This is a genomic window from Paenibacillus sp. GQ49 (assembly GCF_059759055.1).
Map to the genome: position 1 here is coordinate 49,145 of NZ_JCAXEL010000021.1, position 15,858 is coordinate 65,002.

Sequence of the window (15,858 nt, forward strand, 5' to 3'; positions counted from 1 at the left end):
GCGATCAAAAGAACGATTCGTGACCGGAACGGTTACTTCGCCAAACGTTAAGCACTTATTTTTAATTTTGAACGCAAATGAAACTTAAACATTGTTCATAACAGGAGGATTTTGAAATGAAACTTGGACTTGTCGGATTAGGAAAAATGGGATTGAACCTGGGTAGAAACCTGATTGACCACAAACACGAAGTGGTTGCTTTTGACCTGAACGCTGAAGCAGTAAATGAAATGAAAGAATACGGCGCTGAAGGCGTATCTTCTTACGCAGAGATGGTGGCTTCGCTCGAATCCCCACGTGTATTGTGGATCATGGTTCCCCACAATGTAGTAGACGCTGTATTGGCTGAAGTTAGCCCATTGTTGTCCAAAGGTGACATCATTATTGAAGCGGGTAACTCCCACTACAAAGAATCCATCCGTCGCTACGAAGAGATGAAAACTAAAGGCATTCACTACATGGATGCAGGTACATCTGGCGGTATGGAAGGCGCACGTAATGGAGCATGTTATATGATCGGTGGAGACCCGGAAGCTTGGGCAATTGTTGAACCGGCATTCAAAGATACTTCCGTGGAGAATGGCTACCTGTATGCTGGTAAAGCGGGCAGCGGTCACTTCCTCAAAATGGTTCACAATGGTATCGAGTACGGTATGATGGCATCCATCGGTGAAGGTTTTGACGTATTGGAGAAAAGTGGATTTGATTTCGACTTCGAACAAGTGGCTCGCGTATGGAACAACGGTTCCGTTATCCGCTCTTGGTTGATGGAGCTGACAGAACGTGCCTTCTCCAAAGATGCAAACCTCGATGAGATTAAAGGTGTAATGCACTCTTCCGGTGAAGGACGTTGGACGGTAGAAACGGCATTTGACCTTCAAACCGCTACACCGGTTATCGCTTTGTCCTTGCTGATGCGTTATCGTTCCCTGGAAACAGATACATTCACAGGTAAAGTGGTAGCAGCATTGCGTAATGAATTTGGCGGTCACGCTGTAGAGAAAAATTAATTTTATATATAACTGTTAACATATGATGAGAATCGGGTAATGACTTATATCGTGTTTACGAATTCATCAAGTGGAGGGAACATATCATGAAATTTTTCTTGGATACAGGGAATGTGGAAGAAATCAAACGGATCGAACGTCTGGGTCTGGTGGATGGAGTCACGACTAACCCGTCTTTGATTGCCAAAGAAGGTCGCGTATTTAAAGAAGTCATTCAGGAGATCTGTGGCGTTGTTAAAGGCCCGGTCAGTGCTGAAGTCATCGGTCTCAAAGCCGAGGATATGTTGAAGGAAGCTTATGAAATTGCAGAATGGGCACCGAATGTAGTCATTAAATTGCCGATGACCGAAGATGGGCTGTACGCTTGTCATGAGTTGACGCAAAAAGGGATCAAAACCAATGTAACGCTGATTTTCTCCGCAGCACAGGGTCTGATGGCGGCGAAAGCCGGTGCAACCTACATCAGTCCATTCGTTGGTCGCCTGGATGATATTGCGGTGGATGGTATGAAATTGATTCGTGATCTGCGTCTGATTCTGGACATGTATGATCTGCCTTCCGAGATTATCGCAGCAAGCATTCGCAATATCAAACATGTAGAGGATGCAGCCCTTTCCGGTGCGCATATTGCCACCATTCCGGGTTCGCTTCTGCCGACACTTTGGAAACACCCACTGACGGACAGCGGGATTGAACGTTTCCTGAAAGACTGGGAATCTGTTCCGAAATAAAAGGATAGACATGGCCTGAATCATTTGGTGGTCTGAACATAAAGCCTTTCGCCCTGCAGAGTAATCTGCGGGTGAAAGGTTTTTTTATCTCTGTTTATGTGTTTCCGATTTCCTATTTAGTTTAGCTAATGAGGAGTACTTGTCCCTTTCATGTTGTTGTCGTCGTTGTTGTTACTTTCTATCCAGTGTCCACGTACTGTCCTTCTTTTTCGGGACAACGGTGCATAAGGTTAACATATAGCCTATAGCTCATCCCGTAGGGGAGGGACACTTCGATGATGAGAAGAAAATGGCGAAGCCGGAGACGCCGTAAGCCGCCAAGCGGCAAACGCAAAATGTGGTTGATCATTTTATTGGTCACTGCGTTTTGTTTGATGCAGGGCTTTGCATATGTGGATAAAAAGATGAAGCCCCCTATCATGCACTTGGCCAAGATCAGAGTGAAGCAGATTGCGACTGAAGCGATCAACAAGGCGATTACAGCACAGGTTGCAGATGGCAAAACCAACGAAGGACTGATCGACTGGAAGACGGATACCGCCGGGAAAGTGTCCGGTTTCATGCTGAACTACAATGAGCATATGCGAATCACTGCAAGTACGATGAATATTGTGCAATCCACGCTGCAGAATGTACACATGTTAAAAGAAAAAATCCCGCTGGGGCAGGCGCTCGGCAGTCCGGTGTTGGCTTCATTTGGCCCGAGTATACCGGTTCGTATTGAGCCCCAAGGCGCTGTCAAAGTGGATTTGAACACTCGTCAACAGAATGCGGGTATTAACATGATTTTGGTGGAAGTGTACATTCACATCATTGCTGAGGTCGCAGTTGTGGTGCCCTTCGACATGGAGCCCGAAACGGTTGATACGGAAATCCCGATTTCCTACCTGCTGGTTGTCGGGGATGTGCCAATGTATTATTACGATAATCAGGGCAAGCCAGTGGGCAGTAACGGTAGTAATGCTCCAGCTATTGCGCTGCCATCAGGTCATACGGGTGTATCAAGCGGTAATGGAGTAACTACGAATCCACCTAGCCAGAACCAGCAACAGACGCCGTCAGACCATATGCAAGGGAATGAACTTGAAATTGAGCCGGATGATCTGCCTGATGTGAATGGGGGATTGCAGCTCAATAAGGACACGCACCCATGATACACACAAATATCTAAAGCAAAGCGAAACAGGGGCCTCTATTAAAGAGGTCCCTGTTTCGCTTTGCTGATCGTGCATATCCTCGTTTTACTTACTTTTCTTGTTCTTTTGTTTGCGTTCATCCTGTTCCCAATGTTTCAGCTGTGGATAAGGATCGAACGACCATTCGTGCAGTCCGCTGTCCCGGTAGATCCCATAGTGGAGATGTGGAGGGAATTTGCCCTGTGTCCCAGGTTTCCCGTAACCCGAACTACCCACCCAACCTACGACCTGACCGGGGATCACAACTTCACCGACGCGTGCACTTTTGTCAAAACCCGAAAGATGGGCGTAGTAGTGATAATGGTTGTTCAAATCCCGGATACCGATGCGCCAGCCGCCAAACGGATTCCAGCCTTTGATTTCCACGACCCCGTAACAGGTACTGCGCACAGGCAGGCCATGCGGAGCGAAGATATCCGTTCCCTCATGAATGCGATAACCGCCCCAGCTTCGTTTCGTCCCCCAGGTACTGCGATAGGAGTAGTTGGTTCCGAGCGGGACCGGAAAGGCATGTCCGAATAAATCCAGATTGTCAAAATGCTCATATAACTTCGCGAATTGCTGTATCCGTTGCACAGCACGGGAGTTGTGATAATATTCCCACAAGGCAATGTTGAAGTCCTCTTGCTTGTTCCCGTAACCTTGAATAACCGAAGCCATGCTGTACAGCACATCCTGATCATTGTTGGCATCAGCTATACCGTCTCCTGAACCATCACGTCCATATCCTTTGAAAAAAAGAATGGATTCCGGATGTTGATCCGTCTCATCGGGATTTAACCATCCTCTCCAGGCCGGAGGGGTCATGAAGATACCTGTAAGCCGCTCAGGATGCTTGCGATCCTTTGGGTGTGCGCGAGTAATCGTTCGTTCATACTGATCAATTGCGGCAAGCCTGTACCAGGGAATCTGGGTCATCTGACCGATGGTTTCATATAAATGGCGACGTGCAGCGAAAATTTCTGCGGGTTTTAACTCGGCAGCCTGTGGTTTGGGAGCGGCCTCGGCGGGTTCACTGTAAACTTCAACAGGCAAGAATGGGAGAAGCAGAGTACCTGCAAGTAATGTTTTGATCCAAAAGTGGTACGTGTGCCTGAAGGTCAAGCGTTGTTGCACTGGGAAGCAGCCCCTTTCCATTAGAATGATACAAGGTACCCGATGAACCAAGCTAAAGGTTAGCGTTCTTCAAAAGTTCTCATTTTATCCATGTAAGCTCTTAGGCGGAATCGAATTATACAAATTGTCCATATCGGGCATGAATGCACAAGATGTGACAAATGGGGGTTTTTCCAGCGCTTTCATGGTATAATATGTTCCGAGCAACAGCCTAACTTCAGTAGAAAGAAGGTTTATGCATTGGCAAAACGTGTTAAAGAACCGAAGCCGGATTGGATTCGGATCAAATTGACAACCGGCGATAACTATCAGGAAATGAAAACGATGATGCGTTCCAAAACGCTGCATACGGTATGTGAGGAAGCGCGGTGTCCGAATATTTATGAATGCTGGGCCAATCGAACGGCCACTTTTATGATTTTGGGCGATATTTGCACAAGGGCATGCCGTTTTTGCGCGGTGAATACAGGCTTGCCAACGGAGCTTGATTTGCAGGAACCAGAACGTGTGGCGGAAGCAGCAGAGCAGATGAATCTGCAACACTGTGTAATTACAAGTGTAGCCCGTGATGACCTGAAGGATGGGGGAGCTACGATCTTTGCAGAGACAGTGAAGGCCGTACGGCGACGGTTGCCATTGTGCAGCGTTGAAGTACTCATTCCAGACTTTCTGGGCGATCGGGAATCTTTGCAGATTGTAATGGATGCCAAACCGGACATTCTGAATCACAATATTGAGACAGTTGAGCGGTTGTCAGACAAAGTGCGTGCCAAGGCAAAATATAAACGTTCACTGGAATTGCTTGCTCGTGCCAAAGAAATGCAACCTAACATCCCTACGAAATCAAGCATTATGCTTGGTGTAGGTGAGGAATATAATGAAATTTTATCAACGATGGATGATCTTCGTGCGGTGAACTGTGATATTATGACAATTGGTCAATATTTGCAGCCATCGGAGAAACATCTGTATGTTGAAAAGTATTATCCGCCAGAGGAGTTTGCTGCATTGAAACAGGAAGGATTAAAACGTGGATTCAGCCACGTCGAGTCCGGTCCGATGGTACGCAGCTCCTACCATGCGCATGAACAGGTGAAATCGGCTACCAAACATGCTGAACAGGCGGCAACACACGTGTGATGGAGGATACCGGATTGGAAGAAGAAAAAATTACAGAACAGATTCAGGAGCCAGTTCAGGAATCGGTTGTTGAATCAGTTGAAGAAAAGCCCAAAGAACCGGTCATTGTACAGATCGGCGGCAAAAATTATGAAATCGTCCAGAACCACAAAGAAGGCTGGAATCCAGAGGTCTTCCGTGATCGTTACAGTGAAGTGCTGGAGCGTTATGATTATATTATCGGGGACTGGGGTTATAGCCAGTTGAGGTTAAAAGGTTTTTACCGTGATAACCATCCGAAAGCGACAAAGGATTCCACGATCGCCAGTATGGTGGATTATATCAATGAATATTGTAACTTTGGCTGCGCGTACTTTGTACTTCAGAAGAGCAAGGATCAACCTCAAGCCAAAGCAAAAAGCGGTTCCTGAGAAGGACCGCTTTTTTGCTGTGTTTATTTTAGTCAAGAAATGCGGTGCGAACCCGGTTCCAGAATGGATAAGGGCGGAAACGTGCAAAACTGACCTTGTGACTGGATACCTGACAACGGACGGAAATCAGATCCTCCACCATCACATTCACATGATCAATGGTCATCAGTAACCGCTGATCCTTGCGGGAGAAAATATCACAATGATGATGCTTGGGCAAAATAATCGGTGAACCAAGTGTCCGATAGACCCGGTTATTAATCGATGCAATCTCCGCAATCTGAATCGCCTCGATGGTCGGATGAACCATGGCACCGCCAAGGGCCTTGTTGTATGCCGTGCTGCCTGATGGCGTGGATACACAGATGCCATCCCCACGGAACATCTCAAATGTCACATCGTTAATATCGACCTGGGCCACGACGGTACCGTCTACCCCTTTTAACGTAAATTCATTAAGGGCGATGTAAGAGGAATTCCCTGACTTTTTCCGAATCTCAAGCTCCAATAGCGGGTATTGCACAATGCGTGGTTTGAGACGCTCCGGATCTCCTTTGCCACTCATCAGCCTGACTAACTCCCGTAATTCTTCCTTCTTCCAATCGGCGTAAAAGCCGAGATGGCCTGTATGAACCCCAACAAAAGCAATATCCGGAATACGGTCGATGAAATTGTGAAATGCCTGTAGCATCGTACCATCGCCCCCGATGGAGATAACAATCTCCGGCGATTCTGCATCCAGCTTGAACCCTTCTTCCTTCGCCAGCGCATGAAACTGCTGACTGAGATCAATCGATAACTGGTCTCCGCGGTCTTGAACATAGTATCTCAAGATGAAAGCTCCTTTGTGGTCATTATACTACCGATGATAATCAATTCCGCGGAAGAACACAACGTTTGGGCGCATATTCAGTTAAATATAGATGAATCGTTCACTTATTTTTTGGCATGTCGTCTAGGCTTGAGAATGGAACTTAATATCGCAAGGAATAACAACAATACGATGAGGCTTACAAAAACAATCATTCCGGACAAGAAAATCAGTCCCCAGTCCGGTGTATACGTTGATAACGATGGGATGAAACCGGGCTCCATGAGAACGGGTGAAGAGGAACGCCCCATCATGGGTGTCCACAATAACAGGACCAGCACAGGTGCGATTAACGCATGAATTGCTCTGGCAAATAGAAAAGGACCGTATCTCATGGGTGTGTTGCTAAGAACACTCATAATCTGTGCATGGACGGATAATCCGCCCCAGGAGAGAACAAAAGCTGCTGCAGCTACTTTATAGACGAGTGGGATGGATGCGCCGGCACTCCCGGCCTCTTTGTTCCCCAGCGTTACTTCAAACAGCCCGCCGACCAAGCTAGGAGATAAGGATGGAGGCAGTCCGCTATGTCGTAACAATTGCTCGGTTATCCCGTATAATCCACCAAGCCAACCGGTCTGGACAAGTAGCTCCATCATGACTGAGAAGAATACAACCAGCCCTCCTACGATAATAATAAGGCGAAGGGATGAGGAGACTGCCTGGCGCAGCAGTTCACCGAATGCCCGTCCGTCAGCCTTTCTTGCTTCATGCATCGCATAGATGGCCCGGACCAGTCTGTTTCTAGGTATCCCCTCCGATGGAGATGCAGAAGAGATGTCTGGCTGTGAGCCTTCCGCTGTACCTCCGTGAAAACGCATGAGCATACCCACCAGAAAAGCTGCAGCGTAATGGCTTGCAACCAATACTGGAGCAATGGCGACATTATGGAAGAATCCAACTGATACCGCTCCAATCATGAAGATCGGATCGGATGATGTAGTGAAGGCAACGAGCCGTTCTCCTTCTTCCCGGGTAACCAGCTTTTGTTCCCATAGCTGGGCGGTCAGTTTAGCCCCTGTAGGATAACCGGATGCACAGCTCACGGCAAATACAAAACCACCGCTTCCGGGAACACGAAACAATGGACGCATCAGTGGATTCAGCAAGGTACCTAGAAAATGAACAATGCCAAAGCCGAGCAGCAGCTCGGACAGCACCAAAAAAGGAAAAAGGGAGGGAAACAATACGTCCCACCAGATGGACAGTCCGCGTACACCTGCATGCCAGGTTTCCGCTGGATACAAGACCATTAACACACAAAGGATCAGGAGAGCGAGTGTGACCAGGACATGGGTGAGTCGTTGTGAAGCAGCCATGAATTCTTCTCCTTTATTTTTGGAATGGTCGGTGTGCGGAAGTCTATGATGCCTATTGCCATCAATATATGAAAAAAAGTGGACAAACAGTACAAAATTATACGTAGAAAGCGCTTGCAAAAGTGGCTGTGTTTTTGAGTGATGTGTGCTAAAATGAGAAAAACGCCTGAACGTCACCTAATTGTCTCCAAGGTGGAATTCAATTCGGATGGAGTGATGATCATGAGTCTTGTCACCGGAATCCTGGTCTGTGCTTTTGTATATGTGATACGTGCCTCGCTGGTACGCTCTGAGGAAGAGGACTGGCGGAGTTATTAATGGAATATCTAGTGCGCCAACCTATGCGGTTGGCGCTTTTTTTGTGTTATGTTTTGAAGAAAGTCCTATATACAGATGGCAGGTTACATGTCCTGATGATTTATGTTATATAGGACTTTTTGGTTTTTTTTGATAGAATGGAGATAAAGGCTTTTGGAGCCTGGATATTGTTACTGTTTTCACAATGTTCATGGAACGTGTAATATATGGCAAAATTCGACATCAGAAAGGGGATCAGACGAATGAATCCCAGTTTGAGTATTTATGACAATCTTGGCGGTGAGAAAGGTGTTCGTGCACTGGTCGAGGCTTTCTATCCGATCGTTCAGCAGAATGAGCAGCTGGCTCCGCTTTTCCCGGAAGATATTCAGCCGGTCATCGACAAGCAGTATATGTTTTTGTCTCAGTTTTTTGGAGGCCCAGGGCTGTTTTCCGAGGCGTTTGGACATCCGATGATGCGTGCCCGTCATATGCATTTTGAAGTGACGGTTGAACGGGCTGAGGCTTGGCTTGCATGTATGGATCAGGCCTTAACACAGATTGGTGTGGAGGAGCCCTTGCATTCGTTTATCCTGCAGCGTTTATCCGGGCCTGCACATCATTTTGTGAATACACCATAGTTCCGAATATGATTACGAGCGTACGGGAGAGGGATGGGAGAGATTGGAATTAGAGCCGCTGTATAAGGTGAAAGTCACCTGCCATTATTGCGAAACCGAGTATGAGACCTCACGGGTAAGACCGAGTTTGAAAAGGCCCTACCGGACGGATTCGGATTTTTGTGCTTACTACAAGCTGGAGAATCCAGATTTTTATGTGGTTCGCATCTGTCCGCAGTGCGGGTTTGCCTCGACGGAGAACGCAACGGAGCATTTGAATGATGCTCAGCGCAAGGCTTTTAAGGAACAGATCGGTAACCGTTGGGTAAAACGTGAATATAGCGGAGCACGAACACTGGAACAGGCGTTGGCAACGTACAAGCTTGCCTTGCTGTGCGCACAGGTTATCCAGGAGAAAGATCGTGTCGTCGCTGGTCTGTTGCATCATATAGCTTGGTTGTATCGTTATATGGAGGACCATGCACAGGAACATCGTTTTCTTGAATTTAGCCTGGAAGCCTATGTGAAGGTGTTCGAACGTGAAGGAACGGGTGGCAATGAAGCCAAACTGTTGTATTTGCTCGGGGAATTGAACCGCAGGGTAGGACGGTTTAATGAAGCGGTGCAATGGTTCAGCAAGGTCATTCATGACAAGCGGATCACAGATGCGGCCATGATTCGTGCTTCAAGGGAACAGTGGGCCGTGCTGCGTGAGCAGATGATTTCAAGTAAATTGGAACTCCCTGAAGAGATGCTGGAAACAGACAAAGAGGCTGCAAAGCGCAGCCCCCTCTAAGTTGATCTTGCATTAGTTACGGACAGGACGGCTGGATAACAAATAGTCACTGTCGTTGTCGATCACGGTCATGCTTGTATTACAGCAGGGAAAGACCAGTAATTTCTTTTTGCCTTCGCGAATGAGCACAAGCTCTTTTGGTTTGAGGGGGAGCAGCACATTGCTTGCATGACAATAGGGACATTGCTGTACATAGATGTCTCCCATCACAATATCGTAAGGCCAGCTGTTCTCAAACGGAATCATTCTTGTTCGCCTTCTGGTGCAGAAGGTTTGGAGGCTTCTTGTTTGGCGAGTTCCGCAATCTTCTGCATCAGGATATGTTGGGGCATGTGCATCAGGTGCTCCAAAGGTACGCCCAGTGATTCTGCTAATTTGACAGCTGTATCAGCCGATACTTGTAAAGGTTTCATACGTTTACCTCCTGAAAGTTACTATAAATTAATGTTCAAAAAGTCTGGTTTTCAGTACCGAGAAGATGGAATGAAGCTAGAAATGGAGTAGCGGAGCGTAGGCAAACTACGTGAGCAACGGACATTTCGGCTGAATTTCATATTCGATGCTGATGATGCCGTCAGGCATGATTCGTAATCAAAAGTGGACTTTTTGAACAACCTCTATAACTATTTCTCTAGTATAGAGATATGACTCACAGAAAACCAGTTTTTAATTCAATCCTAACCATCCAACTTATAGAGAGAGGTGCCTTATTAAATGAAAACGCCATTACACCCCGTATGGGATCTGGAGTCCATTTTTAGTGGAGGTTCTTCCTCCGAGACATTCGCTGCCTATCTGATTGAACTGGAAGAGGATGTACGTAAACTGCAACATCTGTTGAACGAAACACCTGCACCGACTTCATTAGAAGAGACGGTAGCATTTGACCCCATTTTGGAACTGCTGCAAAGCTGTTATATGCGCGTATCGGAAGGTTCTGCGTTTGTATCCTGCCTCTCATCGCAAAACCAGAAGGACAAGAAAGCAACGCAGCTTCAGGGCGCCATCAGTTCTATTGCAGCGATGCTGAACGGCAGCAAATCGAAGTTCGATAATACACTCAGTCATACATCGGATTCGGTGTGGGACGCCTGGATTGCTCGGGAAGATGTTAAGCCGCTGGCATTTGTACTGAACGAGAGTCGCACGCTGGCTCGTGAGAAGCTGTCGCCTGAACTGGAAGGTCTTGCTCTGGATCTGGGTGTGGATGGTTACCATGGTTGGGGCAAATTCTACAACACGATTGTCAGCAAGGTGAACATTCCATTTGAGCAAGATGGGGAAACGGTGATGCTCTCCGCAGGACAGGCTGCCAACAAGCTGAGCGATAGTGATCGGAATGTACGTGAGACGGTATTCGCAAACTGGGAGCAGGCTTGGACCGATGTCGAAGATTTCTGTGCTGACACGCTGAATCACCTCGCTGGATTCCGTCTGAAGTTATATGAGAAACGTGGCTGGGATGATATCCTCAAAGAACCTCTGGCCATTAACCGGATGTCACGTCAGACACTGGATACGATGTGGGATGTGATTAACGGTGCCAAACCTGCGCTTGTTCGATATCTGGAGCGCAAGGCAGAACTGCTGGGGGTAGACAAGCTCAGCTGGAGCGACGTAGATGCACCTGTAGGTAAATCGAGTGGCAAAATCACTTACGATGAAGCAGCAATTAATATTGTTGAGCAGTTTGCCAAGTTCAGTCCTAAACTTTCCTCGTTTGCAGAGATGGCTTTTGAGAAACGCTGGATTGAAGCAGAAGATCGTCCTGGCAAGCGTCCAGGCGGATTCTGTACGTCTTTGCCACTTAGCAAAGCAACCCGAATTTTCATGACCTTCTCTGGGACACCGTCTAATGTGTCGACCCTTGCGCATGAACTTGGTCATGGATATCATCAACATATTATGGAAGAGTTGCCTGCATTGAATCAACGTTATGCGATGAATGTGGCTGAGACAGCGTCCACGTTTGCTGAACTGATTGTAGCAGATGCCCTGGTGCAGGCGGCAACAGATGAGCAAGAGAAGCTGGCTTTGCTGGAAGACAAGATACAGCGAAGTGTGGCTTTCTTTATGAACATCCATGCCCGGTTCCTGTTTGAGAATCGTTTCTATGAACAACGCAAAAAAGGCCTGGTCAACGCGGATGAGTTATCCAAATTAATGGTGGAGGCACAGCAGGAAGCGTTCTGCGGCGCGCTTGCATCAGATCATCCTCATTTCTGGGCATCCAAACTGCATTTCTATCTGACTGGTGTGCCATTCTATAATTTCCCATACACGTTCGGTTATATGTTCAGTGCGGGAATCTATGCCAGAGCACAGCAAGAAGGAACGGCATTTGCAGATAAATACGATGATTTGTTGCGGGATACAGGGCGTATGACGGTCGAAGAACTTGCTCAGAAACATCTGGGTACCGACCTGACACAACCGGAATTCTGGCAAAATGCTGCGGACTTGGTTATTGCCGATATTGAGCAGTTTCTACAGATGACAGCAACCCAAAAATAGGTTGAACATAATATGTTGAATATTTATGAAAAGGCTGCAATCCCCTGTTAACAGACACGGGATTGCAGCCTTTTTTTGTACAGAATCCTCATTTTCGATTCTCGAAGATTTTGTCGTAATTAAGTGAAAAAGCTCAGTTTAAGGAAGTGGAATGGCAATTAATTGTGCAAATCATAGTTAGAAATACCCAACTTTGCCGTTCTTTGTTGAATGAGCACATATGATGTCATATAATGAGTCGTAAGTCCTTGATGTATAGGACTATAAGCATATAAGGAGAGTGTTAATATGAAAATTGATGAGCTTTCATTAGCGAGACAGTTGGATCTGGTATTCAAAGAACTTGATCGTGAGTTGTCAGGGTTAGATTCAGGGGTGGTTTTTGTGCAAATACGAAACAACGTAATTGGGAAATTCGGTATTCGACATAATCCGATAGCTGGACGAGATGGGCAGATGGATGTGGAGGAAGGGGGGCTAAACGAAACCCAGAGAACTTCTTTCCGGGCAATGGCACTGGAGACGTTGAAATTCAAACGTAATTGGACACATGGCGAAATATCGTACGATTTCACAGTAAGACAAGGTATGATTTTGGTAGATGCAACGATGGAGTCTAACTACAATATGGCAAGCTTGATGATTCGTTACCCTAGAACCAATACATACAAGGATTCAGATATGGAGTCGACCTCATAATTAGTTACACAAGAGAAAGCGGCACTTCCGAAGAAGGCCGCTTTTGTTTTTTTAACGCTACTTAAGCATTAATTACGAGCTTACGAACGACCCGATAATTGCTGCTCAGCGATTTGTACCAGACGTTTAGTGATGTATCCACCCAGAGAACCTGTCTCACGGGAAGTATAGTTACCGTAGTAACCATCTTGTGGAATCGTTACACCCAGCTCTTGTGCAGCTTCCATTTTCAATTGTTGCAATGCAGCATTTGCTTGGGGAACGACCAGGTTGTTGGAGCGGCTACCGCTACCTTGGTTTTGACTTCCGTACATATGTGTCACCTCCTTATGGCTTGGTGATGTTAGTATGGTTAGAGAATACGGAAATATACATGATATGGCGTAAGGGAAAATATGGATAACTATCAGTGCACAGGACACATAAAAAAGCCGACCCAATGCGGGTCGACAAGTTGTATTTGGATATCAAAATATAGGGTGATATGCGTAAAAACAACATAGAGGATGATCAGCTCGTTTATTCTGTAGGAGGTATAACCTCAATACGTGTAAATAACTCAACAGGCTGTTCCGGTTCCAAGCGAATCAACCCGGTTTGTTCATCCGATAAAGCCAAATTAGGTGCATCCGGGAGCCAAGTGTACGGTTCAATGCACAAGAACTGATCGGATTCACCTTTGGTAAAGAGAACCCAATGTTTGAAAAATGTTTCATCTGCTGAATATTTCAATGTATACCCATCTTGCCTGCGTAAGTAAGCCGTAGCCGGTTCACCTTCGGTAGCTTTCAACAGGGTATCCCAGTTACGTCCCTGCAAATTGATGCCTTCGTTCAGAGCAGACCATTCACCCAGAGATTCCAGTTCACCTGTCGGTAGTTGTTCTTCATTCTGTCCGTATATTCCGGAAACAGGCAGTTGCAGTGTCCAGTCAGCAGGTTTGCCATCTAACAAAAACCATGTATGATATCCCATCCCGAATGGAGCAGGTGTTGAGCTCAGATTGGTGACTCGCAGACGCTGGCTAAATACAGCGTTTTGCAGACTGAACGTCATCTCAAGTTTCAGGGGAATCGGGAATTGGGCCATCCAATGCTCTTCATTTTCAGTCAGTAATTCAGTCGTAATAGCACAGCCGTCTTCATCTTCCTCAATGTCACTGACACACCAGGATTGGGTACGGTGGAGACCGTGAATATGGTTGTCATTCGCCGTGTTCTGATCGAACTGGTAACGAACACCTTCATATTCGAAATGTCCACGATGAATGCGCCCTGGTGGAATCAGGAGAGGAACGCCAAAATGGTACGGCTTCTGCAGATAAAAGGCAAGATCGTCTTCATCCGGACGGCGGACGACATCTCTGTCCTGCACTAAATCGCGAATAGAAATAATATTATTTCCAAGACGCGGCAGCAGGGTGATTTCCAATTCACGGCTATGTAGGATATACGTGTCGTAACCATTCCATTGGCCTTTGGTCACTTGTTTCATATCGATGCTCCTTTTCCCACTTGAAATCTGTCTGCAAGCAGTTGTGATGACTGGTACTGCTGCAGGCGTGTCGTTGTGTACATGCCAGCTATTTCCTGCGCTATTTCGTGTGAAGAAGGCAACAGGATAAGCAATTCCATCATAACAGATTTTGATGTCTCGGGTAAAAAAGTTCAACTCATTTTGACATTCGCGCCTGTGCGCATTAAGATGGAACTCTGAAAGCATTTATTAGAATTGAATGACATGAAATCGATGACAGGGATAAGTAGGCCAAGAGAATCCTCTTCAGAAAGCCGGTGGTTGATGTGAACCGGTGTGAGCTCTTTACCGAATGGACCCTTGAGTGTAGGTTTGAACAGGTTAAGCCAGAGATGGGCTTGCCCCACTAGAGTCTGCCGAATAATCCACGTTACGGAACAATGAAGGCATTTCTTCGGCTTGACTTGATTCAGAGTCAGGAGCAATCGAAGAAAAGCGAATAAGGGTGGCACCACGGTCTCACGTCCCTTGCGGATGTGGGGCCTTTTTGCGTTCGCAGAGAATAGCAGGAGTTTATATATACAATCAGGGAGGCGTTATGTGCAATGAAAACAGTACTTTCAGGTATTCAGCCAAGCGGTAAGCTCACATTGGGCAACTATATTGGTGCAATCAAAAATTTTGTAAAACTCCAGCATGACTATCAATGTCATTTCATGGTAGTTGATCTTCATGCCATCACCGTGGCTCAGGAGCCAGCAGCATTGCGTGAACAGTCGGAAGCGGTAGCTGCGCTGTTTATTGCAGCAGGTATTGATCCGTCGAAATCTAACGTATTTCTGCAATCCCATGTACCGCAGCACGCGGAATTGGGCTGGTTGATGACAACGCTGACCTCCATGGGTGAGCTAGAACGGATGACTCAGTTTAAGGATAAATCATCCGGTAAAGATTCCGTTGGTGCGGGACTGTTCGTGTATCCATCATTAATGGCGGCTGATATTTTGTTATACAATGCTGACCTTGTCCCAGTAGGTGAGGATCAGAAGCAGCATCTGGAACTGACACGTGATCTGGCAGGACGTTTTAATCACCGTTATGGGGAGTACTTCACCATTCCAGATCCGTATATCCCACAGGTAGGTGCACGGGTCATGTCACTTGATGATGCCTCTTCAAAGATGAGCAAAAGTAACCCTAACGCTGGCAGCTATATTGCCCTGCTGGATCCGCCAGATGTTATTCGCAAAAAAATCAGCCGTGCTACAACGGATTCCGGGCGTGAAGTGGTATACGATCCGGCGAACAAACCGGAAGTTAGCAATCTGATGAGTATCTATGCTGAATGTGCAGGTATGACGCTTAAGGAAGTAGCTGAGCGTTATGAAGGCAAGATGTACGGTCCGTTCAAAAAGGAACTGGCTGAAGTGGTTGTATCTGTGATTGAACCGCTACAACAGCGATATAATGAGATTCGTGAATCTGGCGAATTGGCGGATGTTTTGGATACGTCAGCTCGTCGTGCAGAAGAAGTTGCTGCTCAAACGTTGGATGCAGTGAAAGAACGTATGGGATTTGTTCCAAGACGTAAACAGTAGTCCTGAACAAGATCTTCATATTTCACGCAATGAATAGTTAACATGAATAAAGAGGAGCCTTATGA

The 15,858-nt window shown here is 46.5% G+C and carries 18 protein-coding genes and 1 other annotated feature; of the genes, 11 read left to right on the forward strand and 7 right to left on the reverse strand.

Features of this window, described 5'->3' with window-relative positions:
- Window positions 1-116 precede the first annotated feature (116 nt).
- The 3 genes from gnd (at window position 117) to yunB (ending at window position 2,895) form a co-directional block, all read left to right on the forward strand.
- Window positions 117-1,010: a phosphogluconate dehydrogenase (NAD(+)-dependent, decarboxylating) gene (gene gnd, locus AC6CIF_RS26320; RefSeq protein WP_062838007.1), complete on the forward strand. Its 894-nt coding sequence runs from the start codon at window positions 117-119 to the stop codon at window positions 1,008-1,010.
- Between the two features lie 86 nt (window positions 1,011-1,096).
- Window positions 1,097-1,741: a fructose-6-phosphate aldolase gene (gene fsa / locus AC6CIF_RS26325; RefSeq protein WP_036605718.1), complete on the forward strand. Its 645-nt coding sequence runs from the start codon at window positions 1,097-1,099 to the stop codon at window positions 1,739-1,741.
- Between the two features lie 275 nt (window positions 1,742-2,016).
- Window positions 2,017-2,895, forward strand: a complete 879-nt coding sequence (gene yunB, locus AC6CIF_RS26330; protein WP_498202134.1) for a sporulation protein YunB — start codon at window positions 2,017-2,019, stop codon at window positions 2,893-2,895.
- A gap of 87 nt (window positions 2,896-2,982) precedes the next feature.
- Here the strand turns inward: yunB and AC6CIF_RS26335 are convergent, their stop codons facing one another.
- Window positions 2,983-4,053, reverse strand: a complete 1,071-nt coding sequence (locus AC6CIF_RS26335) for a M23 family metallopeptidase (protein ID WP_498202135.1) — start codon at window positions 4,051-4,053, stop codon at window positions 2,983-2,985.
- Window positions 4,054-4,293: 240 nt separating this feature from the next.
- On the opposite strand from AC6CIF_RS26335, the gene lipA reads away from it, so the two are divergent.
- Both lipA and AC6CIF_RS26345 read left to right on the forward strand, forming a co-directional pair.
- Window positions 4,294-5,193, forward strand: a complete 900-nt coding sequence (gene lipA / locus AC6CIF_RS26340) for a lipoyl synthase (RefSeq protein WP_215075652.1) — start codon at window positions 4,294-4,296, stop codon at window positions 5,191-5,193.
- A 14-nt stretch (window positions 5,194-5,207) separates the two neighbouring features.
- The gene (locus AC6CIF_RS26345) at window positions 5,208-5,603 is read left to right on the forward strand and encodes a YutD family protein (RefSeq protein ID WP_498202136.1); all 396 of its coding nucleotides are present in this window, start codon (window positions 5,208-5,210) and stop codon (window positions 5,601-5,603) included.
- A gap of 28 nt (window positions 5,604-5,631) precedes the next feature.
- Here AC6CIF_RS26345 and AC6CIF_RS26350 read toward each other — a convergent pair whose 3' ends face one another.
- Window positions 5,632-6,435, reverse strand: a complete 804-nt coding sequence (locus AC6CIF_RS26350) for an NAD kinase (protein WP_215075653.1) — start codon at window positions 6,433-6,435, stop codon at window positions 5,632-5,634.
- A 104-nt stretch (window positions 6,436-6,539) separates the two neighbouring features.
- A complete protein-coding gene (spoVV, locus tag AC6CIF_RS26355) occupies window positions 6,540-7,793 on the reverse strand; it encodes a dipicolinic acid transporter SpoVV (RefSeq protein ID WP_498202137.1) in 1,254 nt (417 codons plus the stop codon).
- 153 nt (window positions 7,794-7,946) lie between these two features.
- Here spoVV and AC6CIF_RS26360 point away from each other — a divergent pair, with 153 nt between their 5' ends.
- The 3 genes from AC6CIF_RS26360 to AC6CIF_RS26370 all read left to right on the forward strand — a co-directional run bounded on the left by AC6CIF_RS26360 (window position 7,947) and on the right by AC6CIF_RS26370 (window position 9,506).
- Complete coding sequence (locus AC6CIF_RS26360) at window positions 7,947-8,111, forward strand: hypothetical protein (protein ID WP_155984997.1); 165 nt, start codon at window positions 7,947-7,949, stop codon at window positions 8,109-8,111.
- 242 nt (window positions 8,112-8,353) lie between these two features.
- Window positions 8,354-8,731 carry a globin domain-containing protein gene (locus tag AC6CIF_RS26365; protein ID WP_036605723.1) on the forward strand — a complete coding sequence of 126 codons (378 nt, stop codon included), beginning with the start codon at window positions 8,354-8,356 and terminating at the stop codon, window positions 8,729-8,731.
- Between the two features lie 43 nt (window positions 8,732-8,774).
- Window positions 8,775-9,506 (forward strand): DUF2225 domain-containing protein, encoded by a 732-nt coding sequence (locus tag AC6CIF_RS26370; protein ID WP_498202138.1) that lies wholly within the window; start codon window positions 8,775-8,777, stop codon window positions 9,504-9,506.
- A 12-nt stretch (window positions 9,507-9,518) separates the two neighbouring features.
- On the opposite strand, the gene AC6CIF_RS26375 is transcribed toward AC6CIF_RS26370, so the two are convergent.
- Entirely contained in the window at window positions 9,519-9,752 is a 234-nt protein-coding gene (locus AC6CIF_RS26375; RefSeq protein ID WP_017692378.1) for a hypothetical protein, read from the reverse strand.
- A complete protein-coding gene (locus tag AC6CIF_RS26380; RefSeq protein WP_017692379.1) occupies window positions 9,749-9,919 on the reverse strand; it encodes a YycC family protein in 171 nt (56 codons plus the stop codon). Before AC6CIF_RS26380 ends, AC6CIF_RS26375 begins: the two co-directional genes overlap by 4 nt.
- 301 nt (window positions 9,920-10,220) lie before the next feature.
- Between AC6CIF_RS26380 and AC6CIF_RS26385 the strand changes: the two genes are divergently transcribed.
- On the forward strand, window positions 10,221-12,020 hold the full coding sequence (locus AC6CIF_RS26385; RefSeq protein ID WP_498202139.1) for a M3 family oligoendopeptidase: 1,800 nt from the start codon (window positions 10,221-10,223) through the stop codon (window positions 12,018-12,020).
- 288 nt (window positions 12,021-12,308) lie between these two features.
- Window positions 12,309-12,719 carry an O-methyltransferase gene (locus AC6CIF_RS26390; RefSeq protein ID WP_076211015.1) on the forward strand — a complete coding sequence of 137 codons (411 nt, stop codon included), beginning with the start codon at window positions 12,309-12,311 and terminating at the stop codon, window positions 12,717-12,719.
- Window positions 12,720-12,799: 80 nt separating this feature from the next.
- Here AC6CIF_RS26390 and AC6CIF_RS26395 read toward each other — a convergent pair whose 3' ends face one another.
- Both AC6CIF_RS26395 and AC6CIF_RS26400 read right to left on the reverse strand, forming a co-directional pair.
- The gene (locus tag AC6CIF_RS26395) at window positions 12,800-13,033 is read right to left on the reverse strand and encodes an alpha/beta-type small acid-soluble spore protein (RefSeq protein ID WP_076211017.1); all 234 of its coding nucleotides are present in this window, start codon (window positions 13,031-13,033) and stop codon (window positions 12,800-12,802) included.
- A 205-nt stretch (window positions 13,034-13,238) separates the two neighbouring features.
- A complete protein-coding gene (locus AC6CIF_RS26400) occupies window positions 13,239-14,213 on the reverse strand; it encodes an aldose 1-epimerase (RefSeq protein WP_498202140.1) in 975 nt (324 codons plus the stop codon).
- A gap of 246 nt (window positions 14,214-14,459) precedes the next feature.
- Window positions 14,460-14,727 (forward strand) — a binding site (T-box leader).
- Window positions 14,728-14,800: 73 nt separating this feature from the next.
- On the opposite strand from AC6CIF_RS26400, the gene trpS reads away from it, so the two are divergent.
- The gene (gene trpS, locus AC6CIF_RS26405) at window positions 14,801-15,793 is read left to right on the forward strand and encodes a tryptophan--tRNA ligase (protein WP_036605729.1); all 993 of its coding nucleotides are present in this window, start codon (window positions 14,801-14,803) and stop codon (window positions 15,791-15,793) included.
- The last annotated feature ends 65 nt before the right edge of the window (window positions 15,794-15,858 follow it).

Coding starts and splice junctions, on each gene's coding strand:
- gnd (WP_062838007.1), top strand. CDS start 117: ATGAAACTTGGACTTGTCGGATTAGGAAAAATGGGATTGAACCTGGGT.
- fsa (WP_036605718.1), top strand. CDS start 1,097: ATGAAATTTTTCTTGGATACAGGGAATGTGGAAGAAATCAAACGGATC.
- yunB (WP_498202134.1), top strand. CDS start 2,017: ATGATGAGAAGAAAATGGCGAAGCCGGAGACGCCGTAAGCCGCCAAGC.
- spoVV (WP_498202137.1), bottom strand. CDS start 7,793: ATGGCTGCTTCACAACGACTCACCCATGTCCTGGTCACACTCGCTCTC.
- AC6CIF_RS26360 (WP_155984997.1), top strand. CDS start 7,947: ATGAGAAAAACGCCTGAACGTCACCTAATTGTCTCCAAGGTGGAATTC.
- AC6CIF_RS26365 (WP_036605723.1), top strand. CDS start 8,354: ATGAATCCCAGTTTGAGTATTTATGACAATCTTGGCGGTGAGAAAGGT.
- AC6CIF_RS26375 (WP_017692378.1), bottom strand. CDS start 9,752: ATGATTCCGTTTGAGAACAGCTGGCCTTACGATATTGTGATGGGAGAC.
- AC6CIF_RS26380 (WP_017692379.1), bottom strand. CDS start 9,919: ATGAAACCTTTACAAGTATCGGCTGATACAGCTGTCAAATTAGCAGAA.
- AC6CIF_RS26385 (WP_498202139.1), top strand. CDS start 10,221: ATGAAAACGCCATTACACCCCGTATGGGATCTGGAGTCCATTTTTAGT.
- AC6CIF_RS26390 (WP_076211015.1), top strand. CDS start 12,309: ATGAAAATTGATGAGCTTTCATTAGCGAGACAGTTGGATCTGGTATTC.
- AC6CIF_RS26395 (WP_076211017.1), bottom strand. CDS start 13,033: ATGTACGGAAGTCAAAACCAAGGTAGCGGTAGCCGCTCCAACAACCTG.
- AC6CIF_RS26400 (WP_498202140.1), bottom strand. CDS start 14,213: ATGAAACAAGTGACCAAAGGCCAATGGAATGGTTACGACACGTATATC.
- trpS (WP_036605729.1), top strand. CDS start 14,801: ATGAAAACAGTACTTTCAGGTATTCAGCCAAGCGGTAAGCTCACATTG.